The organism is Paenibacillus sp. J22P90 (assembly GCF_059692195.1).
In genome coordinates this window covers 238,962-262,699 of the sequence record NZ_JCAUAY010000002.1, presented here as the reverse complement: position 1 = coordinate 262,699, position 23,738 = coordinate 238,962, and the positions used below count along the sequence as shown (strand labels likewise).

The window sequence follows — 23,738 nt, the reverse complement described above, 5'->3', positions numbered from 1 at the left end:
GAATTGGAGGTCTGCTTATGAAAAAGGTAGTAAACATTTTCGTAGCTCTGAGTTTGGTGATCTGTTCGTTCTTCGGTTTGGATGTATCCACAACATCTGCCAACAACACTTCTTATTACGTGGATTGTTCCAAAAGCTCGAACGGCAGCGGCACGATGACAAGCCCTTGGAATACGCTGACGTCGGTGAACAGCACTACCTTTTTGCCAGGGGATGCGATTTATCTGAAGAAGGGAACGACCTGCACGGGAACGCTAACACCAAAGGGATCGGGATCGAGTGGTTCTCCGATCAAGATAGACGCTTATGGAAGCGGTGCGAAGCCTATTATTAGCGCAGGAGCGAATCCGCAAGCGATCGGGCTGTACAATCAACAGTATTGGACGATTCAGAACTTGGAGACGACGGGGGGCAATGGTTACGGTATTTATATCCATGCAAGCGGAAGTGGGACTTATAATTATTTTCGTCTAACGAATCTAGTCGTTCATAACGTGACCGGGACTCCATCCAACAAGAATCAGGGATTGGTCGTCGTAATTACCGATTCCGCTAATTCAATCATCAATGACGTCGTGATCGATAATGTCACTGCCTACTCAACAACGCAATGGGCCGGAATCGAAGTTCAAGGATACTACTCCGGGGCTTTTCAATACGGAACTAAGAACGTGACGGTTCAGAATTCAACCGTTCATGACGTAGCAGGCGACGGCATTATTCTTTTCGGTACAGATAAGGGAGTGATCCAGAACAGTCTAGCTTACAATACGGGGCAAATTACGAGCTCTGCGATCGGTACGCCCAACGGTATCTGGACTTGGAACTGCAATGCTTGCACGGTGCAGATGAACGAATCTTACAACAACAAGTCACCAGGCGTAGACGGTGGTTCCTACGATATCGACTATTACAATACGAATAATATCGTCCAATATAATTACGGTCACGATAATCAATCCTATTGTGTAGCGATTTTCTCTGCCGAGAGTACTGCGACGACGAAGCCGATCGTTCGATATAACATTTGCGCTAACAACGGACGCAATGCAACGTATGCTTATCAGGGTGATATCTACTTGCTCACCTGGAATAGCGGGACTATTAACGGAGCGCAGATTTATAACAACACCATCTACGCCAATCCCGCAGCGGCGGCGCCAGCTCTGAATAACGCAGCGGCTTTCTCAGGGACGAATGCTAACTTCTTTAAGAATAATCTCATCTATTCCGCTTCACCTAAGTTTGTTAACTCGAATACTTCCGTGAGTTTGAATAACAACTTATATTGGTATACGGGATCTGGCACTCCAACCTGGACGTACGGTACGACGACGTATAATGGATTTGCCTCCTATAAGAGCGGTAGCGGGCAAGATGCCAGCGGCGTAAATGCAAACCCGTTGATGAACAGCCCGACCTATCATGCCGTGGGGAAACCCGTAACGGAATTTACGCTGCAAACAGGTTCTCCAGCGATTGGAGCGGGCGCGCTCATTGCGAGTAACGGCGGCAGGGACTTCTATAATAACCCTGTGTCTTCTACTGTTGCGCCAAATATCGGAGCCGATCAATAATGAGGGTTTGGCGAAGAATTGTATTCCTAGCCATTGCGTTCATCGCAATGGCTAGCTTGTTGTCAGCCTGGCGCATTTCAGAGAATGCGTCTTCCGCGAACATCATTGCGTATGTCGACGGAGAACCTATTGATGAGCGGGAGTGGCTGTATTACTGGCAGCGGGCATCGACCGCCAGTAAAACTGTGGATGAGGTAAATCGTATGGCAATGGAAGCGCTCGTTACGGTGAAAATGCAACAACTTCTCGCCCGCCGGTACGGACTGATTAGCGATATTAGTTATGACGGCATATTACAGGAGCTTGCCAAGGAGAACTCTCGCAGAAAGTCGGCAAAAGCGAAAGGTCAGGTTGTCTATGGCCCCTTGCAGTTAAGTGAAGCCAATTACTATGATTACTTCATATCCAATTTGATTAATCGAACCCAAGTCACTTATTCGGCTTCCGAAGGGAGCTTCACCGAGCAGGAGCTTCTAACTGAATATGAATCGAGGAAATGGAGCAATTACCGGATGCAGCCCGAAATTCAGATTAAGAAGATCGGGTTCTCGTTCTCGGATAATAACGGGAACGTTCATGCCGATGACAAAGAGGCTGCAAGGGGATTAGCGACCAAGGCGCGAATAAGATGGGGTGACGGAGAGTCCCTACCCAACGTTGAAAGGCAAGTATTCAACAGCGAGAGCGCGTACGAGGATGCGAGAATAAGTCCGTTGTTGCGAGCGGAAGCTATGAAGCTGATGCCTGGGCAAATCAGCAGCGTACTCGAATATGGGGATAGCTATACTATTTTTCAGGTCGAGACGCGCAATGAGGGAGATCTTATCCCGTTCTCGCAAGCGAAAGAGGACATCCAAAGAAGATTGGCCGAAGAACAGTATGCGGCTACCGTTAATAGTATGGCGACGCATGCAGAAGTGAGATATAAATGATTTAAAGCTGTCGACGTGCAATAATAAGATAAATGATCGGACATAAAGACACCAGAGAGTTGAGAATAGTAAGTTTCACGGGTGATATTCAATGACATAATGACACTATGTGTACGACAATCCGAGGTTTGAAAGGGTTTTCAATAGAAGTACACTAAGTTTGTAAATAAACAATGACTTGGGAGGTCAACAGAATGAAAAAGCAGTTGGGATTTACATTGGTGTCGGCTATCGTGCTTTCCACACTTGTAAGCGGATGCGGAAATAGCAATACTTCATCAGATCAACCAGCAACAACTACACCAAAAGAGAGCGCTGCTGCCACGGCTGCCAACCAGAAAGCAACTGGGGAAAAGGTGAAGTTGATTCTATGGACGTGGGGAGAAAACCAGAAGCAGCTCGAGCTTAATCTTCCTGCTTTCAAGGCAGCGAACCCGAATATTGATGTCGAATTGCAAATTATGAAGTCAGGTGATTTATATCAAAAGTTTCTCATTGCTGCTAGCAGCGGTGATCAAGTGCCGGATGTGCTTGCCTTAGAGACGAGTAATCTTGCGCAAATGGTGGATGTTGACGGTCTGTTGGATATAACGGACAAGGTGAAGCCGTACAAAGACAAAATGAATGCCTATAAATGGGCTGATGCAACGAAGGATAATAAGCAATATGCGATGCCTTGGGATAGTGGTCCTGTTGTCATGTTCTATCGGAATGACTTGTTTGCACAAGCAGGGCTACCGACGGATCCTAAACAGGTTGCTGAGAAAATCAAAACCTGGGAAGACTTCAAAAATGCCGCTAAGCTTGTTAAAGAAAAGACTGGCGCAGCTATGATAAGCGATTCGAAAACCAAATCCAACAGCCGTTTCTTCGAGACGATGATGTGGCAGCGTGGCTTGTGGTATTTCGATAGTCAAGGCAAAGTAACGCTAGATACGCCTGAAGTGAAAGAAGTAGCGAATTATTATGTGGATCTAACCAAACAAGGTTATGTATATGATGCTGAGCCTTGGGCTGAAGCGTGGTTAAACGGGATCAAAGATGGCAAAGTCGCTACGATCGTAGGTGCTTCTTGGTTTGATGGATTGCTTCAAAATTGGATCGCACCTGATGCCAAAGGGAAGTGGAGTGCAGCGCCAATGCCGAAATGGTCAGCGAATGATCCATACGGAAGTGCGAACGACGGTGGTTCCAACCTGGCGATTAATAAAAGAAGTAAACATCCGGAAGAATCTTGGAAATTGATTCAGTTTGTACTAGGTCAAGACAGCTCGCAGGTGAAAATGCTAAAAGAAGGCGGCTTATTCCCGTCTTTAGAAACCACTTATATTGACCCAGCATTTAAAGAGCCAGTTCCTTATTTCAACAACCAGCCTGTGCGTCAGTTGTTTACAGATGCTGTTAAGCAAGTGAAGCCACAAGCGTACACGAAGGATTTCCCTCTCGCTAATCAGATGATTCAAGATGCATTTGCTCAGATTTTCTTGAAGAATAAGACGGTTGATGAAGTATTCAAGGAAAAAGCTGATCAACTGAAGCAAAAAACGAAACGGCAGTAAGGCAATAGACAATAAACAACAGAAAGATGCAATGGAGCGCAGCTCCATTGCATCTATTTTAGAGGTGGACGATGATGAGAAATCAGATCTGGCAGTTCCAGTACCGAACAGCTCCCTATGTCTTCATAGCGCCATTTTTCATTTTTTTCGCAATCTTCCTGATATATCCCTTTGCCTATTCGATCTATCTGAGTTTTATGGACTGGAACGGAAGCGGGGAGAAAACCTACGTTGGTTTGGATAATTATACACAATTATTAACGAGTGAAACATTTTGGCAGACCTTATGGAATGGATTTTTAATGTTTTGGATGTCTGTTCCTATAATGCTGCTACTGGCCATGATCCTCGCTGTCTTTTTAAATCAAGGTTGGATGAAAGTTAGAGGGTTCTTTCGTACGGTATTCTTTATTCCCAACATTACATCTGTTGTCGCGATCAGCTTTGTCTTCTTCCTTATGTTAAACACACATGACGGATTGATTAACAGTCTCCTGATTCAGTTAGGGATCGTGAAAGAAGGCATTTCGTGGTTGGAGACGCCAAATTGGGCAAGAGTGTCCCTCGTTGCTATGGTTTTATACCGCTGGACGGGGTACAATATGCTGTTAATGCTTGCAGGGTTACAGAATATTCCTCATGATCTATACGAAGCGGCTAGAGTAGATGGTGCAAGTCCTTTGCAGACCTTTTTCCATATTACAATGCCTCTGCTCAAAAAAATAATCATCTTCTGTACCGTATTGTCGACAATCGGATCATTTTCTTTATATACAGAACCACTGATATTAACCAAAGGCGGACCAATGGATGCAACACTAACGACCATCATGCTGATTTTCAGAGAAAGCTTTCAGAATTTCTATTTTGGTTACGCGTCAGCCATTTCTGTGGCGTATTTTATTCTAATGCTAGCTCTTACACTGCTTCAACTTCGCTTGTTTGATACGAAGGATTAATGGAGGGATTACAGATGAATAGCCAAATAATACGTTCGACGAGAGTCCCCGTATCAGCAGTGAAGAAACGAACAGCAGATGAACTAGCGCCAAGTCCGTACCTCATATGGGGGATGTTCTTGCTTTTTGCTATCGGTGCTGTCATCATGTTATTTCCGCTATTTTGGATGTTTAGTTCTTCCTTTAAGCAGAAAAGCGAAATATTCGTGAATCCACCTGTGTGGGTTCCTGTCACCTATCACTGGGAAAACTTCACGATCCTTTTTCAGGAAAAGCATTTCGGACGTGTACTGTTAAACAGTTTATTTGCAACAAGTGTCTATACGGCAGGCACATTATTATTCTGTACGATGTCGGGATTTGCCTACGCGAAGTATCAATTCAAGGGCAAGGCCATATTATTCGCGATCGTGTTGGCTTCGATGATGGTGCCTGCTGAATCCATTCTAATTCCGTTGTATGTGATGTACCGTAAATTAGGTTTGGTCGACAGCTTATGGGGCATTATTCTGCCAGGGATGGCCAATGCGTTCGGTATTTTCTTTATGAAACAATATTGTTCCAGTATTCACAACGAGTTATTAGAGTCTTCGCGGGTAGACGGGTGCTCCGAATATGGGATTTTCTTCCGAATGATCCTGCCGAATTTAAAGCCGGCTTTTGCCAGCTTGGGGATTATCTTTTTTGTGAATCAATGGAACAATTTCTTGTGGCCGACGATCATCTTACGTTCACCCAAAAATCAAGTTATTGCGGTTGCGATCCGTGCTTTAGAATCCGGACCGAAGACTCCATATGAGTTAATCATGGCCGGATCTGTCATAAGTGTCATTCCATTAATCGTGATCATTTTTCTATTCCAAAAGCAGTTAATATCAGGCATCATGGACGGTGCAGTTAAGGGTTAAGGAAAAGTTGCGTGAACGAATAGGGGCATAACATAACGTAGGGGGTGTCCAGCGAACACCAGAGGCTAACAGACACTCGCTGTCTTATCTTCGAGGCTTACCAAAAGTAAGTCTGGAGGACGGTTGGCTTTCCCTTGCCCACAATCTGCTTAAGAAAGCGGCGGTGGATGCGAGAAACAGAGGAGCTAAGCAGGTACAAGCCGCTTAGCTCCTTTTCCATTCAAATATGCATCTTTTTCAACGCTGGATCTGTCACGATATTCAATAATAGTTACTTATGGGACAGCCTCTTGCTATTATTCTAAAGATAATCTCTTTTTTTACAAAAGATTCGATAGCGTCAGTAACGGCTGGTATAAAGTCACCTACTTGAAAGCTCCAACCAAAGTCGTTCAGGTGCATGATGTTCATAGGCTTTTCCATTGAGAAGGTGACTCATTGGAGTTATGCATGGATAACGTAGAGCAGAATATATTAGATTGTACAAGTAATATCACCCGAATGATGAACACGACGCACAAGTTGAGAAGCAGAGAGGAAGTCATGTGATTACATCATGCGCGAATTCAGATTTGCAATCATCGGTATAGGAGGCTTTGGCAGCACTCATGTTCAAACCTTAGCAGCCCTTTCCGTCCAAGGTTTGTTGAAATGCACGGCTTTTGCCGAAATCCATCCTGCGTTATATAAAGATCAGCATGACCTGCTGACATCTTAAGGATCCATTTACTATGAAGATTACTGGGAGATGCTGCGCTGCCATCCAGAAGTGGATGTTGTTGTTATTCCTACACCGATTCCCTTGCAATTTGTTCTGGCTACAAACGGTACCTTCGAATCCTGCAAACGTATTCCCTTCTCCATGACGAATTATCGGGAATTCAAGTTGTTTAAATAACATGAGAAAAAGGAAGGAGTTTTACAATGACCACACATTCAATAGGTATTATTATGAACGGCGTGACAGGACGCATGGGAACGAACCAGCATTTGGTACGCTCCATCGTGGCAATCCGCGATCAAGGCGGTGTGACATTGCCGAATGGCGATAGCATCATGCCTGAACCGATTTTAATTGGACGGCAGGAGCGTAAAGTTAAGGCACTGGCAGAAAAGTATGGTGTTTCACGTTGGAGTACGGATTTGGACGCTGCTCTTGCGGATCCTTCTAACGCCATCTATTTTGATTCTCAGACGACGGTGATGAGAGCAGAGAGCTTACGCAAAGCTATTCGCGCAGGGAAGCACATCTATACGGAAAAGCCAACGGCTATCAGCCTGGAAGAATCACTTGAATTGGCAAGATTGGCAAGGGAGGCAGGCTTGAAGAACGGTGTAGTTCAAGACAAACTATTTCTTCCCGGTTTGTTAAAGCTCAAGCGTTTAGTTGACTCCGGTTATTTTGGGAAAATTCTTTCTGTCCGGATGGAATTTGGCTATTGGGTGTTCGAAGGGGATTGGCAGCCAGCTCAACGACCGTCCTGGAACTATCGGAAAGAAGATGGCGGTGGAATTATCGTCGATATGTTCGCACATTGGCGGTATGTATTGGACAATTTGTTCGGTGAAGTACGCGCTGTATCTTGCCTTGGCGTCACCCACATCCCCAAACGCGTGGACGAATACAATCAAACCTATGAAGGAACAGCAGATGACGCAGCATACGCGACATTCGAATTGGAAGGTGGCATCATTGTACAGGCCAATTCATCATGGGTAGTTCGCGTGGATCGTGATGATTTATTGACCATTCAAGTTGACGGAACCGAAGGAAGCGCGGTGGCTGGGTTACGTGAGTGTAAAACACAACATCGCGTCCAAACACCAAAGCCAGTGTGGAATCCGGATATTCCGAATACGCATTCATTCCGTGAGCAATGGCAGCAAGTGCCGGATAATATGGTTTTCGATAACGGCTTTAAAGTGCAATGGGAAATGTTCCTTAAGCATGTAGTAGCGGATCAACCGTTCAAATGGGATTTGTTCGAAGGAGCGAAAGGCACTCAGCTTGCCGAGCTTGGGTTGCAGTCTTGGAAAGAACGACGCTGGATCGATGTACCGGAGTTGCATATTTAAAAGGGGGAAACCACGTTGTCAACGATGTTGAAGCTCCTGCGTACAGGAGGCATGGTATCGCTTTATATACCTGGGCGAAGCGGTTCGTATACTCAGCCGAATGGTCCACTTACTAGCCGTACGGCGTTTTCCGCAGCTCATGTCGTTTGCGATCCGTTTGCCGACACGAATCCACTGCATGATTCGCGAATAGATTGGGATGCTACTCTAGCTTACCGAAGGCATCTATGGTCGCTTGGCCTTTCGGTTGCAGAGGCAATGGACACCGCTCAGCGAGGCATGGGTCTTCATTGGACTCGTGCACAAGAGCTCATCGCTCGTTCAATTGCCGAGGCGAAAGCTGTGAATGGCCACATCGCTTGCGGTGCCGGAACGGATCATCTTCTGCCATCGAATGATGTAACACTCGAGGCTGTTGAGGCGGCATACGAGCAGCAATGCTCGTTCGTTGAAGGCAAGGGAGGGCAAATCATACTTATGGCAAGCCGGGCACTTACTGCAGCTGCCCGGGGACCTGAGGATTATGAACGGGTATACAGCCGCATTTTGAGCCAAGTCTCACAGCCCGTGATCTTGCATTGGCTCGGTGATATGTTCGATCCTGCACTCGCAGGATATTGGGGCCATCGAGATCTGAATGAGGCTATGGACGTTTGCTTAAGAGTCATTCGCGCTCATGCAGATAAGGTGGATGGCATTAAAATTTCGTTGCTCGATGCAGATAAAGAAATCGCAATGCGTCGGCTTTTGCCGAGCTCGGTTAAGATGTACACCGGAGACGATTTTAATTATCCAACCCTTATCCGTGGTGATGAGAGAGGATATAGCCATGCACTTCTTGGTATTTTTGATGCGATTGCTCCTGCAGCGTCCGCAGCCATTCAAGCGCTTGATCGTGGGGATGTGGCGGAGTACGAAAGAATTCTAGAGCCGACTGTCGCCCTTTCACGTCATATTTTTCAAGCGCCTACTTATGCTTACAAGACGGGCATCGTATTCATGGCCTATTTGAATGGGCATCAATCACATTTTCGCATGTTAGGCGGACAGGAAAGCTCGCGTTCCCTTACTCATTTATGTGAGTTGTTTGTGCTCGCCGACAGGGCGGGGCTCCTCGTTGATCCCGAACTAGCATCCGAGCGGATGCGACTCTTGTTAGCGCTACACGGAATTATTTAGGCAAACCCGCAAATATATCAAGAGGAGGGCGTAAGCAATGAGCGGTCAACCATCGATGAATCGTCTTAGTTTAAATCAAATAACAACGGAGAATTGGAGTTTACGTGAGGCAGTCAATGGATGCGTCCATGCCGGTATTCCTTGGATCGCTCCTTGGCGACACAAGGTAGCTGAACTAGGGCTTAGTGAAAGTGTGAAGCTGATTAAAGACTCTGGCTTACGTGTGTCGAGTCTTTGTCGAGGAGGCTATTTCCCTGCGGCAACGGCGGCTGAACGCGAGGCTCGTCTGGATGATAACCGGCGTGCTGTTGATGAAGCGGCAGAGCTTGGTGCAGAGACTCTTGTACTTGTTTGTGGCCCTGCTCCCGATCGCGACATTGATCGTGCCAGGGGTTGGGTGCAAGAAGGCTTAGACCGACTAGTGCCATATGCCAAAGAGAGAGGTATTAAACTTGGCATTGAACCTCTTCATCCCATGTATGCTGCAGAACGGTCTGTTATTGTCACGCTAGGTCAAGCCAATCAATTGGCGGAGCAATATGCACCAAGCGAAGTGGGTGTAGTCGTTGATGTGTTTCATGTATGGTGGGATCCTGAGTTAGATAGGGAAATTCGCAAGGCAGTTAATCGCATATTAGGCTTTCACGTATCCGATTGGATCGTTCCAACGCCAGATCTGCTTCTTGGCCGTGGAATGATGGGCGATGGAGTCATAGAGCTAAGAAGGATACGGCAAATGGTTGAAGAAACAGGTTATAACGGTCCAATTGAAGTTGAGATTTTCAATAAGTCGATTTGGGATCAGCCCGGAGATGAAGTCATTTCTACAATAAAGCAGCGTTACTTGGCATTTGTGTAAAGTCTAATTAGACTTGGGTAGGCAGGTGGTAAGTATCAATGATACGGATTTCCTAACGCAGTTGCTGTATTGGCGTGAGGAGGAGGATAAAATCATTCTCCCAGATGATCAGATGAAGCAAACGAAGCCGAAACCCAAAGTCAAAAAAAAGTATATGAAGCGAAAGAAATTAGGTAAAAAGCGATGATATTTATGTTGTATCGCATAGCGTCTAACTGGACAAGGGGTATGCTCACAAGAGCATACCCCTTGGTATTATTTGTCTATTCGATTGCCTTGTGAATCGTATTGGCGAATGTGCGCAATTAACTCTTCGCGGTTCACCCAAGAGATACCGACTTTCTGATCGGCAGCGCCATAAGCCATAATCAATTCTTCGCCGACAAAGATACCAGCGGTGGTGAATAGGCACGGAGTTGGGTAGTCAGAGGGCATTTCCCATTCCTGCTGAGCGTACATTAACCGATCCGGGCAGCGATGCGTCACCTCAGGGAAGTTGTTCTCCTGCTCCTTCACGATCATGAAGGATTGGGTATACCCAAAGTAAATATCCTTCTTACCATGATAGGACACGAGCCATTCCCCATCGCCAATAGGAAGTGGCGGCCAAGAAGCTCCTACCTTGTTAGCCTCCCAATCGAAGAGGGTGGTTGCGAGTAATCGATGAGTTGCCTTTGGCGATGCGAAATCTTCGATGTGCTCGGCGGCTGCCAAATAAATCGACGGTCGGGTCACTTCGTCGCCTTGCGGGAACGGCTTAGGGTTCATCGGACGATGCAGCATAACGTATTGTTGCTTGCCGTCGATCAACATTTTCTCAGGGAATAAGAAAACGTCACGGTTATCACTGACATGACCCTCAGATAATGGGCACACGTATTGGAATGCTTCCTCATACTTGCCTTCGCTAAGTTTATCGAGATGCAGCCTATATAGCACGGTCACGGTGTCGTTCGTACGAGCTGTTTGGGTGAAGGCATCCTCTCCTTCATGAACCCAATTCGGCACATACTCATACCTGGTAATGACTGGCGGATCCTGATCTTCCAACCAATAAGGGCCTGGAGGGAACATCCGGCAGGCAACGGACACATAGAGTTCGTTTTCGACGTAAAAAATACGCGGATCCTCAATACAACCATTCGAATAATCGCGAACTCGGTTGCCATGGATATCGGTAATATAGATGTCTTCTTTCTCCTGCTTTAAGCCGGGAATAATGGCAGGACGAGAGAAATCTGCTTGCCAAGTTATGCCATTGTCATCACTAAACGCATACCCGAGAAAGATCGGATAGGGGTCATGCTTGCCTTCCTGACGTGCCTGTGTCCACGGTCCCGTTGCCCGGAATAGCATATGAAGCCGATCAGATTTAGGGTCTTGCACGATAGCGGGGTTGAGCACCATTTTGTTAGCCCAGTCGCAGTTGGGTTGAGGTACGAGCGCCGGTGTTGGCGAATAGCGGAATTGGGGTAGCATGAGTCAGTGAGCCTCCTAGTAGTAGTTGATGTTAACAGCATACTAACTTACACACTGGTCGAGAAGAGACGGAAACGACGTTGTTTCGTAAAGATGTCGTTCCTGTTATAGTGGTAATATGAGGAGGCTGATTCTCATGACCGTAGGTCATTTATCGCCACAATTACCCATTCGCCATACTGATTTGGATATTAAGATTCCGCTTGGCCCCATGTTGATTAACCTGATCTACATTAACTATGAAGCGCCGATTGCTTCTTGGGGATATCCCAACCATTGTCATAGCAGCTATGAGCTGCACTACATTACGAGAGGTAAAGGAACGCTGGAGGTATCGGAGAAGACGTTCCTCATAGAGCCGGGTACTTTTTATTTAACAGGTCCTGGCATTTATCATGGGCAGCTTGCTGACAGCGAAGATCCTATGGATGAATTTTGTATTAATTTCGAAGTGAAGCTGCGCAAGCGGAAACCGCAGAAGAACGATACGTATCTGACCCAAGAAACCAAAGAAATTTGGAATACGCTGTTAAACACGTCTTTCTGGTTCGGACAGGATGAATTGGGTACTGTGCATCTTTTTCGTAGCATCATGGACGAATTTGAACAACAATGGCTTGGTCAGTATGCCGTGATTCAAAGTCTCGCAACCCAAATTATCGTTAATGCGGTGCGCAGCTTTGCAGGGGAGAGGCGTTCAACCTACCATATTCCCAAGAAACTGCTGAATGATTCCAGACGTTTTCTGGCTGATGATTACTTCCGACTACCGCATAAGGATATGAGTTCCAGGAAGCTTGCGGATCAAATCGGCATTAGCCAGCGTCAATTGGAACGCCTCATGCAGAGTTACTATGGTGTGACCTTTCGAGAAAAGCTGCAATTCAGCCGAATGGAGAAAGCGAAGGAACTTCTGCGTATCACGGAACTCCCCGTTAACGCTGTAGCGGACCAGATCGGGTATACGTCGCCCAGCTATTTTACTAAACATTTTCGCAGCTATACAGGCGTAACCCCAGTGCAATTCAGGCAGCAACAAATGGATAAATAACGTCCGCCATCTTGTAAATTTTCTGTCTTGCGCGTTATACTTCATCTACTAGCCACTATGTATGGGGAAGTAGGGACATCACTTGAAGCTAAATAAATCGCCGTTCGTATCGCTCCGGATGAAGTTTCTTATATTGTTTTGTTTAATGATAACGTTACCATTTCTGTTTAGCGGTTATTTGACATATCAGAAGTATTCTTCCAACGTGGAACGGGATGCGAAAGCTTACTCCGATCAGTTGACCGAACAAGTTAATATAAATTTGGAGCGCTATATTCGCGAGATTGAACGAATAACGATATCCATCTATTATGATTCCAATTTTATTCGCATTCTGGAAGCGCACAATACGAACACAAGAAGCGCCTATGTTCCCTTTGAGGAGCGCTTGAAAATGAATCAGCTCATCTCATCGCTAGTGTATGACCGAACGGAGCTGGAAGGCGTCTATATTTTTGCCTTGGATGGCACGCTATTTAGCAATTTATCAGATACAATTTCCCCTACCTGGTTTTCAGATGGATCCAAGTGGATGGACCAAGTGAGGCAGAAGGATGGAGGGCTCGTCATTTTGCCGCCGGTGCAATGGAACTACTATCTTGAAAAGCCAAGAGAAGCACTCGCGTTTGCCCGGGTCATTAAAAATCCGTTGACCAACAAGCCAATCGGGTATGTCAAGATAGATCTGACGTCCAAAGGCTTTGAAAAAATTTTATCTAATATCAAAATGTCTAAAATGAGTAAGCTGTTTGTGTTTAATGAAAATTTTCAATGTATCTATCCGTTTAATGAGGAGTCGTCGGCTCCGTCTTACGCTGAGACGGTGGATATGAACACATCCAATATGCTCAAAACGGTTACTACCACTCCTGTCGGCGGTCTGACGATTGTCAGTACGATTCCAAAGAACGATCTCTTGGCGGATGCAAGGCAGCTCATTAGCTTCACCTTTTGGATCTCTGTGGCATCCCTTATATTTGCGTTTATCGCCGCTGTTTTTACATCGAACCGGCTTGTGAGGCCTATTCTTCGTCTCCAGCGGAAGATGCTCCGCGTTCAAAAGGGCGATTTTCAAGAGCGAGTGCAGGTCTATTCCAACGATGAAATCGGAGTTCTGTCAGAAGGCTTTAATAACATGGTGTCACAGCTGGATATTACGATTAAAGAAGTCTATGAGCTAAAGCTGCGGGAGAAGGATGCAGAATTGAATGCGCTGCAAAGTCAAATAAATCCGCATTTTTTATATAACACTTTGGAGTCTATTAATATGGTGGCTGTGAAAGAGCGCAATCATGACCTCTCACAGGTAATTACGAGTTTAGGGAAGCTGCTGCGTTACACGGTAAATAAGCAGGAGAGATTTGTATATCTGAAGGACGAGCTAAGCTTTGTGCAAAATTATTTGAACATCCAGACCTTCCGCTTGGAGGAGGGCTTGCAGACGGAAATTCATGTGGACTTTTCGCATGAGTTTGCGATGGTGCCGAAGCTCATTTTACAGCCGTTGGTTGAAAATGCGATTGAGCATGGCATGGGAAGCGTACCCTTCACTATTGCCATTTCCACGAAAGCTGAGGGGCAGGACCTCTTCATTTATGTGTCGGACAATGGTCGCGGTATTAGTCCGGAGCGACGGGAGATTATCCAGCAGCGTCTCTACGGACCAGAGCGTCCGCTTTCCAAACAGACGACAGAGAAGAAAACGAAGGGTTTCGCGCTTCGTAACATTCATCAGCGGCTGGTCATTTTGTACGGGGAGCCTTATGGCTTGTCGATTCTGGATACCGCTGAGAAGGGGACCACGTTCTGTATCCGGATGCCTTTTCAATGGGAGGAGTAGCGCCATGAACATTTTATTAGTGGAAGATGAAATGAAAATTCGGCAGGGACTGCGGAAAATCGTGGAGGATGTGATCACGTCCCAGCTTCATATTGCAGAAGCCAGCAATGGTCGGGAGGCGCTGGAATGGCTGCGGACGCAGGATCGCGTCGATCTGGTGATAACGGATATCCGGATGGGGGAGATGAACGGGATCGAGTTGATCAAACGGGCTAAAGAGTCGCATCCCGATACGCCGTTTGTCATTATCTCCGGCTATGACGAGTTTGGGTATGCTCGCGAAGCGCTGCGGTATGGCGTTTGTGACTATTTGCTTAAGCCGATTGAGCGGGTTGAACTTGCAGAAGTTTTGCAGAAAATTAGTGACCAGCGTTTGGCTTCGCAGCAAGCAGATAGCGACGAGAGCAAGGATGCCGGGCAGCCTGACGATAAGAATCGACTGATGATTCGCCGTGTGAAGGAGTTAGTGGGCCAGCACTTGAGCCAGGACATCTCCTTGCAGTTCTTAGCAGAGCGCGTGTATCTGCATCCGAAGTATTTATCCGATATGTTCAAGCGAGCGACGGGACAGAACTTGTCCGATTTTGTGACAGAACGCAGGATGGAGAAAGCAAGAAAGCTCTTGAAGGAAACGACGCTGAAGGTGGCGGAAGTGGCAATGATGTGCGGTTTTGCGAATCATAAATACTTTGCATCGCTCTTTAAACAGCAGACTGGGTGTACACCAACGGAGTACAGAGATAAAATAAACGGCATATAAATTCTATATTTCCAGAAATGACCTTACGATTTTGAACCATATATGGAATTTGTGGCGTTATCTTGGGTAACGTCTTTCTTTTATAATAAATCTTGTAAACGCTTAATCAATCAATTGAAGAAAAAGGGGATACTACACGATGAAGAAAGCCTTGCTTTTTACCACATCTTTACTGTTACTCAGTTCCGTAGTTGCGGGATGCAGCGGATCCAAAGATACGACGACCAGCGCTTCCTCCGCACCGGCGGGGACAACAGCGGCTACTAAGGCGCCGGCGAAAGACGTGAAGTTGACCTTCAGCATTTGGGGCAGCGACGCGCATAAGAAGATGTACGAAGATATTATCGCAAATTACAAGAAAATGAAGCCGAACGTGAACGTGGAAGTCATGATTATACCAGGTGCGGATTATATACAAAAAATGTCTGTCTTGATGGCGTCGAGAACGGCTCCGGACGTCATCTGGATGCTTGAGCGCGGCATTCCACAGTTCATGGAGACGGGCCAGCTCGAGGATCTGACCGCGATCAAATCTGACAGCGCTTACGACTGGGCAGACTTCATTCCATCTACGTTGGACCTCGTAACGAAGAACGACAAAGTGTATGGCGTACCGTTCTCGACACCACCGAACATGATGTATTACAACAAAACGATGTTCAAAGAGAAAGGCTTGAAAACGCCGAGCGAATTGTTTAAAGAAGGCAAATGGACGTACGATGAAATGCAGAAAGCAGCACAAGCGCTCACGCAATCAGATAAAGGAATTTATGGCATGAACTTAGTTCGTTCTGCGGGTTGGGGAACTAGCTGGATTGAATCGCTTCAAACGCTCGTTTGGGCATTCGGATCCGACTTCTTTAGCAAAGACGGTAAGAAATTTACGCTAAATACGCCGCAAGGGGAGCAGGCTCTGCAATATTTTAACGATGCGATGTTCAAATCGAAGGTGCATCCGAAGCCGGGGGATCAAACGACTTTCGAATCCGGTAAAATCGCTATGCAGCAGGAATTGCTGAGCTACATGGGCAAAGCGAAAGCGATCAAGGATTTTGAGTGGGATATCGCGCCGATGCCGAAAGGACAAGGTGGTCAAGGCACAACGCTAGGTTACGCTGCGTACATGGTGCCGAAAGGCGGAGCGAACACGGCGGAAGCGATTGAATTCGTGAAGTTCTTGTCCAATAAAGAGAACGTGACGACGACATCGCAATATTTCGTGCCTAGCCGTAAATCCATCTTGAATTCCGACGCGTTCTTAAAGCAAGGTCCGTCTCCTGAAAGTACGAAAACGGCAGTGCTCGATCAAATGGCTGGGGCAAGGGTTCGCCAAGGCTTCGTGAACTTTCAGAAAATCGACGACAAAATGAAGCTGCACTTCGATGCGATCTATACACAAAGCGGCACAATTCCAGACATTCTGAAGAAAATGGAAGCGGATGTTACGCCGGTTCTGCAATAACCGAATTTGAGTAGATGACGAGGCCAAGCCGAAACTGCTTGGCCTCTCGTCTACAAAGGAGTGGAGACAACTTTGGAAACCTATAGAACAACGACCCTAGAGACACCAACTGCTATAGCCGCCAAAACTAGAAAAGGCACCTACAGCAGGCTTAAACGCCGGAACGCCATTTACGGTTATCTGTTTATCGCTCCTATGATGTTGGGTTTCCTGATCTTCATGGCAGGTCCCATCATCAGCGCATTATGGCTCAGTTTCACGGATTATTCGCTGTTACACGCTACCTCCTTCGTTGGGGGCGACAACTACCGTAAAATTTTAACCGACGACCCGATGTTCTGGACCTCGATCAAAAACACACTGTATTTCTCGGTAGGATTGATTCCGCTCAATCTCATTCTAGCTTTAGCCCTGGCCCTTTTGCTTTCGACTAAAATTCCTGGAGTGGGCTTGTTCCGCACAGCTATATTCACACCGGTGGTCACATCCATAATCGTGTGGGCGATCGTGTGGAAATATGTATTTGCGACTGACGCCGGTCTTCTGAACCAAATATTGAAAGTTGTCGGCCTTACAGGTCCTGCATGGCTATATAATACCAAACTGGTCATGCCAGTCGTCATCATCGTCTCCGTGTTGAAAAAGGTCGGGATGAACATGGTTATTTTCCTGGCTGCGCTGCAGGATGTGCCTAAAATGTATTATGAAGCGGCAACGATTGACGGCGCCTCGAAGTGGAAGCAGTTTACAAAAATTACGCTCCCAATGATATCTCCATCTATCTTTTTGACTCTTATTATTACACTGATCGGATCGCTTAAAGTGTTCTCTCAAATCGTTGTTATGACGGACGGAGGACCTGGAACCAGCACGAATGTACTTGTCTATTACATCTACAAGCTGGCATTCAAAACGTACGACTTGGGATATGCTTCGGCAGTTGCGTTTATTTTGTTTTTCCTCGTTCTGCTGCTCACTATATTTCAGTGGAATCTAAGAAAAAGGTGGGTGCATCATGAGCAATAAAACATTGCGATTACTTAGAAACGCGATAACGTATCTGCTGTTAACTGTTGTGTCACTAGTTATCGTGGGCCCATTTCTGTGGATGCTGACGACATCACTTAAAGACCAGAACAAAATCTTTCTGTTCCCACCGCAGTGGTTTCCAAATCCAATTGTGTGGTCGAACTATTCACACGTATTTACAACGCAGCCGCATTTTCTGCTCCACTATGCCAATTCCGTGTACATTGCGATTCTCGTCACGATCGGTACGTGCATCGTCGGTGCACTGGCCGGCTTTTCGTTTGCAAAGCTCCATTTTCCATTTAAAAATGTGTTCTTTCTTATCCTGCTTAGCGGGATGATGATTCCGAATGAGGTCACGATTATCCCGAATTTCATCTGGTTTTCAAAGCTGGGGCTCGTCAACAATCACTTCCCGCTCATTATCCCGCCGATTCTCGGAGCGGGCGGGATCTTCGGTGTGTTCCTGCTTCGTCAGTTCTATATTACGATTCCGAAAGATCTCGACGAAGCAGCCGAAATCGACGGCAGCACGCCGTGGCAGACGTTCTGGCGCATTATGGTGCCGATGGCGACGCCGGCTTTTGCTACGCTTGCGATCTTTACGTTTCTTAACAGCTGGGAGGATTTCCTGGATCCATTAATTTATTTGAGCTCGGATCGGTTGTTTACGCTGCCGATTGCGATGAAACTTTTCACCGATATGGCTGGTACTGACTGGCATCTGTTGATGGCGGCATCCGTCATGGCGACGGTTCCGCTGCTCCTCGTCTTCTTCTTTGCACAGAAGAAATTCATCGAGGGCGTGGCTACAACGGGGTTGAAGTAAGAAAAATTATCGTGGGAGGAATTAGAGATGACAACCAATCAATTTGATGTCGTGGTCGTAGGAGGAGGCATTGCCGGCACCGTTGCGGCAATCGCTTCTGCCAGGTGCGGAGCCAAGACATTGCTTATCGAACAGTATGGCTTTCTTGGCGGCATGTTGACAGCTGCTGGCGTGGGCCCGATGATGACTTTTCATTCGGGCACGACACAAGTGGTACAAGGCCTTACCGGCGAACTGATCGACAGGCTGAAGGCGAGAGGCAAATCACCTGGACATGTAGAGGATACGACGGGTTATACGTATACGGTCACGCCGTTCGACGCGGAGGGGATGAAGCATGAATTGGACGTGATGTTTACGGAGGCCGGCGGTCGATTGCTCTACCATACGATGCTCGCGGAAGCGACTGTAGCGGACGGGAAGATCCAATCCGTCAAGGTGGTCAACAAAGCGGGGATTACTGAAATTTTTGGCAAAGTGTTTATCGACGCCTCCGGTGATGCTGATCTGTCGGCTTGGGCCGGCGTAGAGTTCAATAAAGGCAGAGAGTCCGACGGCGCGACCCAACCGATGACGATGAACATGAAGGTTCGGGGTGTGGATATCCCTCGCGTGAAGGAATATATCCGATCGCATCCTGAGGAGTTCCCAAGACTTGCGACAGAAGAGGATAGGGAACGTGTTCTAAGAGCAGAACGGCTGTCCATCGGCGGCTTCGTCAGCGCGATGAAGAAAGCGATGGACAATGGGGAGCTGACTGGCGTTCGCGATGATCTGCTGTTTTTCGAGACGAATAACCCGGGCGAGGTGATCGTTAATACCTCTCGAATATTGGGCTACGACAGCACGGATCCGTGGAGTCTAAGTGAAGCAGAGGTCGTAGGCAGAAGACATGTGAAAGAACTAGAAACGTTTTTGAAAAATAAAATTGTTGGATTTGAACATTCCGTCGTCGTATCGTCAGGTCCCTCAGTTGGCATTCGCAGCTCCAGACAGATAAAAGGCTTGTATACCCTTACACTAGATGATTTGGTTGAATGTCGCACATTCGACGATGTCATCGCTCATGGGGGTTATCCGATCGACATTCATCCGCCGAAAGGCGAGCAAGAGGAGCATTTTAAGAAAAGAAATCAGGAAATTAAGCATCTAAAATCGGGTGAAACGTATAGCATTCCTTATCGCAGTTTAATTAACGATAAAGTCCGCAACTTGGTAACGGTGGGCAGATGCATTTCAACAACGTTCGAAGCACAGGGAGGTATTCGCGTGACGCCAATTGCCGGTGCCATCGGACACGGTGGCGGTGTCGCGGCCGCGTTAGCAGCACTGGGGAATAAGTCGACCGACGAAATCTCCATCGGGGAGCTCCACGCTGAGCTCAAGAAGCAAGGTGCATATTTGGAAATCTAATTGAGCGTGCTGGAAGGCTCCAAGGGAAAGAGACCCATTTCAATAAGAAATGGGTCTCTTTCCTTTCGATAAATCTGTCCTATTTCACAAATCTAACAGCATCTGCTGCTACAAATCCATCAGTACCAGCATTCTCCAATCTTACTGAACCGTTAGCACTGTTCTGGCCTGCATTAAAAGGATGATTGCCTAGATAAACCCATGTTCCGCCATTGATCGTCTGGTTGACCGTATAGGTGGCTGAACCCCCATTATAGAAAACTGTATATTTTGCATTTGTTGCTCGGTTTGCGTGAGATGTAAATCGTACATACACATTATAGTTTTCGGCGGAAGGAAGATTTGGTATCCATCTGAATGCCGCGTCACCTTTATTGGTATTTCCATCATGCTCATAATTCGTTCCATAATATCCGGCACTTCCGGTTGTAGTAGTCCATGTTCCTGATGTTTTGCTTGTATAAGGGCTGCCTTGGGAATTATCTACGATAACCTCAGTATCACTATTTTTATAATAAGCGATTTTACCGTCAAGTCTGCCTCCAATATCCGCAAAGGCATACAATACGCCACCAACAGTTATGAAGGATACGCCTCCGATCTTGTTTGCCTCTGGACCCGTAGGTGATGGATCGTAAAACACGCCAAGATGATTTTCCAAATTGAAATTCGCTCCAACTTCCGTTATATGGGAATTCCCGGAAGTCGCATTATATACAAGATAATGACCACCGTTCCAATTTAAGTATTCCCCACCACCAATATTTGTACCTTCCTGTGCATTCGCAGAAACAAGTGGTGTTGTTTGTACCGTCCAATTTATGGCGTCATTGGAATACGCCAGATAACACTTCCTTACATTAGATGTGTTATTAACCATAAACGTCATCGTATACTTATTATTAAACCTTGGAATCGTGTACTCAAAAACCCTCGCATAGGAAGTCTCCGTCGCATTCGGAATCATTGCCGTAGTAATGACCGTACCCCCATATGTAAAGTTAATTCCGTTAGTCGTTGTAGCATATCTGGTTGTCGTGTTTTCTCCATGAAAATAGAGGAACATTTTATTTTCTTCACTTATCCATACCGCATTTGGTGAAGACACGTGACTAACATTGTAATTGGGTGACCAATTGTTCGCTATTACAGGATTATTTGCATATTCCGTCCACGGACCATCTAGTTTATTTGAGTAAAATAGGCTTATTCCGCCTGGGGCATCATGTGGCGCTACATACATATAGTAGGTTCCTAAAGGATTTGTAAAATAATCGGCTGCTTTGAAAATCGTTGGAGATATTAGTTCTCCGGTTGGATTATAATTGAGATTGTCATTAACCGGGTCTATGAGCATCTTTTTAAATGTAAGATGCGGAAATCCGGCAATTTCTGCCGAGACCTTACCGACTTGGAAATTCATTCCCAATTGCATTGTCAAAGCACACACCACCATAACCATCACTGCAAATAATTTCAACTGTAACCTTCTCAACATCATACAACCTCCTTATGAATTTTATTAAGCGCTTTCAAAACTTATTATAAAAGAATGGCGCTACCCAAGTAACGCCACAAATTCCATATATGGTTCAAAATCGTAAGGAGTCTGAATCGGCACATCAGGCTTACTCATGATCATTTTGATTTTCCCGTATTCATCAGATCTATTTTAGCTTTTACTTTAATATTTAATTTGGAATAGGTCATTTTCCAGTTCATATTGTTCCATGCTTCATAGGATGAATGATTGCGTACCACCCTTCCTATTCCAATAGGATCTGTTTGATAGTTTTGCAATTTGGTTAACAGCTTTTCTGAAGAGGTTATTAAATATGTTTCAACCTGTTTTTCCAATTCTCTTTGATACTTCTCTTGACTTATATCCATTGTTCCTGTGTATTCAAGGACGCTTCCTTTTAAATCTAAGATGACTTCGACCGACATATTTTCTTTGTTCATTTTTTTAGCATTTTTAGAATTAATCCCATTTAGCAAAAGCTGATAATTTTCTCCTGATTCTTCCGTATTCATATTAATCATTAATCTGCCATTTTTGATGTCACCCATTAATAAATTAAGGATCTGTGTTTCACTCAATGTTAGGCGTGTAACATATTGATCTTTTTTGAAAATTCCCAATCCACTTAACTCAATGTTATCGCCTTCATATGAAAAAACGGGCAGTACCGGATCAATACCGTCGTCATAATAATCTCTTAAAAAACGATATTGATTTGTAAATAAAGCTTTATTTTGTTTGCCCGCTTTCTCCAAGAACGTGTAAAGAAACTCAGCATTATCTTCGACAGAGGGTAACTTTTTTTTAAGTAATCTCCCTGAATGTCCCTCCACGATAGCAAATTTAACGCGAGTTCCAATTTCTGGATCCCTTGTAAATGTCTTCACAACATTGATAAGACCTTTTTTCAATAGTTCCTCACCAAAGAGAATCGTACCCTGTCCGCCAACTAGCTTTAAATTGGTTAAGTTTTGAATTTTAAGGAAAGTATCATGAACGGATTTACCATTAGCAGTAAGAGTCGTTGTATTAACCATTCCTTCTTTAGACACAGTGGGAAAAAGGACTGTTGTTGTAATTGGATTTTCATCACTTTCCGACAAATCGTATGCACAAGCTTCAAGTACTGCTAATTCTTCAATAACATTACTTTCTGCACAACCTGTTAATAACAAACAGCATATTACGATCATTACAAGTGTTTTATTTTGCATGATCTGTCTCCCTAGGCATCTTTTTTTTAAGAATTTGAATAGACAGGCTGCATAATACGATTATAGGTAATGCCCAAGCAATTCCGATTGAACAATTACTCAAGAAGTCCAACCATTTTTTGACATCTAGCAAAGAATTTGGAATTAATGCAAGAATAAAACCGATTGCTACTATGGTAATTATCCAAACAGTAGGTTTTACACTTTTCACCATGTTCCCAAAAAATTGCTGAGCTCCCCAGTAATAGATGACAGTTGTTGATAATACCTTGAAGGCAAAAACACAAAAACAAAGATTTTCGGCTCGTGAAAGGAAAGATACTTCTGTATATTCAAACAATGTCATGGTGGGGTATAGATCATTTAGTATTTGATTGAAGCTAAAAAAGCCAAAGCACATAAAGGTGACAAGTAAATTGGTAGCCGTTGAGATCATATTTCCAATATAAATTGTTTTCGTCCATTTATTATCTACCATAGGAAAAAAAAGCATGGAAACTTCAATACCTAAAAATGCTGAATAAACATGAAGAGTCCCCTTGAAAAAATTTGTTTCTCCTTTAAAAATGAAAGGCGTGAAACGAGAAAACTCCATTTCTGGAAGAAGATAAAAAAGCAAAAAAATCATTGGAATCACGAAGAAGAATAACACCACAACTGCTTTAGCGATATGGTGGAATCCCCCCCTTAATAATAGAAAACTAAGAAGTGTAAAGAATATGACGAAATATATGGCAGGTAATGTTGGATAAAACATTATTTTCATGATGAAGATATATTCCCTCATAATCATGCTTGCCATTCCAATCCAAACACAAATGATAAACAAATAGAAGGGGGCCATTAGCCATTTGGGAACTATTGCTTCAATGATTTCAAAGATTGATCTTCCTTTACCCAGCTTATAACTTATTGCAATCATCGTAATATTTATATTAACGAGCACGAAAATGAAAATAATACTTAACCAGCCATTTGTGCCAAAATATTCGGCAGCTACTCGAGGTAATGTATACAAGACAAGGCTATTTTGGATGCTATAGATTAGTAAAGACAGTTGAAGTGGATGGAGCCGTTCTTTCATTATTGT

20 protein-coding genes are annotated in these 23,738 nt (G+C 45.1%); 16 read left to right on the top strand and 4 right to left on the bottom strand.

What is annotated here, in order from left to right; translation table 11 throughout:
• Positions 1 to 17 precede the first annotated feature (17 nt).
• From AC58UX_RS05970 to AC58UX_RS05930, 9 genes are all read left to right on the top strand, one after another.
• Positions 18 to 1,577 carry a right-handed parallel beta-helix repeat-containing protein gene (locus AC58UX_RS05970; RefSeq protein WP_497250474.1) on the top strand — a complete coding sequence of 520 codons (1,560 nt, stop codon included), beginning with the start codon at positions 18 to 20 and terminating at the stop codon, positions 1,575 to 1,577.
• Entirely contained in the window at positions 1,577 to 2,509 is a 933-nt protein-coding gene (locus AC58UX_RS05965; protein WP_497250472.1) for a peptidyl-prolyl cis-trans isomerase, read from the top strand. Before AC58UX_RS05970 ends, AC58UX_RS05965 begins: the two co-directional genes overlap by 1 nt.
• A 194-nt stretch (positions 2,510 to 2,703) precedes the next feature.
• Positions 2,704 to 4,068 (top strand): ABC transporter substrate-binding protein, encoded by a 1,365-nt coding sequence (locus AC58UX_RS05960; protein ID WP_497250470.1) that lies wholly within the window; start codon positions 2,704 to 2,706, stop codon positions 4,066 to 4,068.
• A 74-nt stretch (positions 4,069 to 4,142) separates the two neighbouring features.
• Positions 4,143 to 5,027 carry a carbohydrate ABC transporter permease gene (locus AC58UX_RS05955; protein WP_497250468.1) on the top strand — a complete coding sequence of 295 codons (885 nt, stop codon included), beginning with the start codon at positions 4,143 to 4,145 and terminating at the stop codon, positions 5,025 to 5,027.
• 14 nt (positions 5,028 to 5,041) lie between these two features.
• On the top strand, positions 5,042 to 5,935 hold the full coding sequence (locus AC58UX_RS05950; protein ID WP_497250466.1) for a carbohydrate ABC transporter permease: 894 nt from the start codon (positions 5,042 to 5,044) through the stop codon (positions 5,933 to 5,935).
• A 556-nt stretch (positions 5,936 to 6,491) separates the two neighbouring features.
• Positions 6,492 to 6,653, top strand: a complete 162-nt coding sequence (locus tag AC58UX_RS05945) for a hypothetical protein (RefSeq protein WP_497250464.1) — start codon at positions 6,492 to 6,494, stop codon at positions 6,651 to 6,653.
• 206 nt (positions 6,654 to 6,859) lie between these two features.
• Positions 6,860 to 8,011 (top strand): Gfo/Idh/MocA family protein, encoded by a 1,152-nt coding sequence (locus AC58UX_RS05940; RefSeq protein ID WP_497250462.1) that lies wholly within the window; start codon positions 6,860 to 6,862, stop codon positions 8,009 to 8,011.
• A gap of 15 nt (positions 8,012 to 8,026) precedes the next feature.
• On the top strand, positions 8,027 to 9,190 hold the full coding sequence (locus AC58UX_RS05935; RefSeq protein ID WP_497250460.1) for a dihydrodipicolinate synthase family protein: 1,164 nt from the start codon (positions 8,027 to 8,029) through the stop codon (positions 9,188 to 9,190).
• A 37-nt stretch (positions 9,191 to 9,227) separates the two neighbouring features.
• Entirely contained in the window at positions 9,228 to 10,049 is an 822-nt protein-coding gene (locus AC58UX_RS05930; protein ID WP_497250458.1) for a sugar phosphate isomerase/epimerase family protein, read from the top strand.
• Positions 10,050 to 10,304: 255 nt separating this feature from the next.
• Here the strand turns inward: AC58UX_RS05930 and AC58UX_RS05925 are convergent, their stop codons facing one another.
• Positions 10,305 to 11,528 carry a glycoside hydrolase family 130 protein gene (locus AC58UX_RS05925; protein ID WP_497250456.1) on the bottom strand — a complete coding sequence of 408 codons (1,224 nt, stop codon included), beginning with the start codon at positions 11,526 to 11,528 and terminating at the stop codon, positions 10,305 to 10,307.
• A gap of 136 nt (positions 11,529 to 11,664) precedes the next feature.
• Here AC58UX_RS05925 and AC58UX_RS05920 point away from each other — a divergent pair, with 136 nt between their 5' ends.
• The 7 genes from AC58UX_RS05920 (at position 11,665) to AC58UX_RS05890 (ending at position 19,912) form a co-directional block, all read left to right on the top strand.
• Positions 11,665 to 12,579, top strand: a complete 915-nt coding sequence (locus tag AC58UX_RS05920) for a helix-turn-helix domain-containing protein (RefSeq protein WP_497250454.1) — start codon at positions 11,665 to 11,667, stop codon at positions 12,577 to 12,579.
• Between the two features lie 145 nt (positions 12,580 to 12,724).
• Positions 12,725 to 14,419, top strand: coding sequence for a cache domain-containing sensor histidine kinase (locus AC58UX_RS05915; protein WP_497250452.1), 1,695 nt, complete (start codon positions 12,725 to 12,727; stop codon positions 14,417 to 14,419).
• Between the two features lie 4 nt (positions 14,420 to 14,423).
• Positions 14,424 to 15,179: a response regulator transcription factor gene (locus AC58UX_RS05910; protein ID WP_497250450.1), complete on the top strand. Its 756-nt coding sequence runs from the start codon at positions 14,424 to 14,426 to the stop codon at positions 15,177 to 15,179.
• Positions 15,180 to 15,318: 139 nt separating this feature from the next.
• Positions 15,319 to 16,641 (top strand): ABC transporter substrate-binding protein, encoded by a 1,323-nt coding sequence (locus AC58UX_RS05905; RefSeq protein ID WP_497250448.1) that lies wholly within the window; start codon positions 15,319 to 15,321, stop codon positions 16,639 to 16,641.
• 72 nt (positions 16,642 to 16,713) lie between these two features.
• Positions 16,714 to 17,667: a carbohydrate ABC transporter permease gene (locus AC58UX_RS05900; protein WP_497250446.1), complete on the top strand. Its 954-nt coding sequence runs from the start codon at positions 16,714 to 16,716 to the stop codon at positions 17,665 to 17,667.
• The gene (locus AC58UX_RS05895; RefSeq protein WP_497250444.1) at positions 17,657 to 18,499 is read left to right on the top strand and encodes a carbohydrate ABC transporter permease; all 843 of its coding nucleotides are present in this window, start codon (positions 17,657 to 17,659) and stop codon (positions 18,497 to 18,499) included. The genes AC58UX_RS05900 and AC58UX_RS05895 overlap by 11 nt, the downstream gene beginning before the upstream one ends.
• A 27-nt stretch (positions 18,500 to 18,526) precedes the next feature.
• Positions 18,527 to 19,912 carry an FAD-dependent oxidoreductase gene (locus AC58UX_RS05890; RefSeq protein WP_497250442.1) on the top strand — a complete coding sequence of 462 codons (1,386 nt, stop codon included), beginning with the start codon at positions 18,527 to 18,529 and terminating at the stop codon, positions 19,910 to 19,912.
• Positions 19,913 to 19,991: 79 nt separating this feature from the next.
• Here AC58UX_RS05890 and AC58UX_RS05885 read toward each other — a convergent pair whose 3' ends face one another.
• The 3 genes from AC58UX_RS05885 to AC58UX_RS05875 form a co-directional block, all read right to left on the bottom strand.
• Positions 19,992 to 21,410, bottom strand: coding sequence for a golvesin C-terminal-like domain-containing protein (locus AC58UX_RS05885; RefSeq protein WP_497250440.1), 1,419 nt, complete (start codon positions 21,408 to 21,410; stop codon positions 19,992 to 19,994).
• 140 nt (positions 21,411 to 21,550) lie between these two features.
• Entirely contained in the window at positions 21,551 to 22,648 is a 1,098-nt protein-coding gene (locus tag AC58UX_RS05880) for a Ger(x)C family spore germination protein (RefSeq protein ID WP_497250438.1), read from the bottom strand.
• Positions 22,638 to 23,732 (bottom strand): GerAB/ArcD/ProY family transporter, encoded by a 1,095-nt coding sequence (locus tag AC58UX_RS05875; RefSeq protein ID WP_497250436.1) that lies wholly within the window; start codon positions 23,730 to 23,732, stop codon positions 22,638 to 22,640. Before AC58UX_RS05875 ends, AC58UX_RS05880 begins: the two co-directional genes overlap by 11 nt.
• Between the last annotated feature and the right edge of the window lie 6 nt (positions 23,733 to 23,738).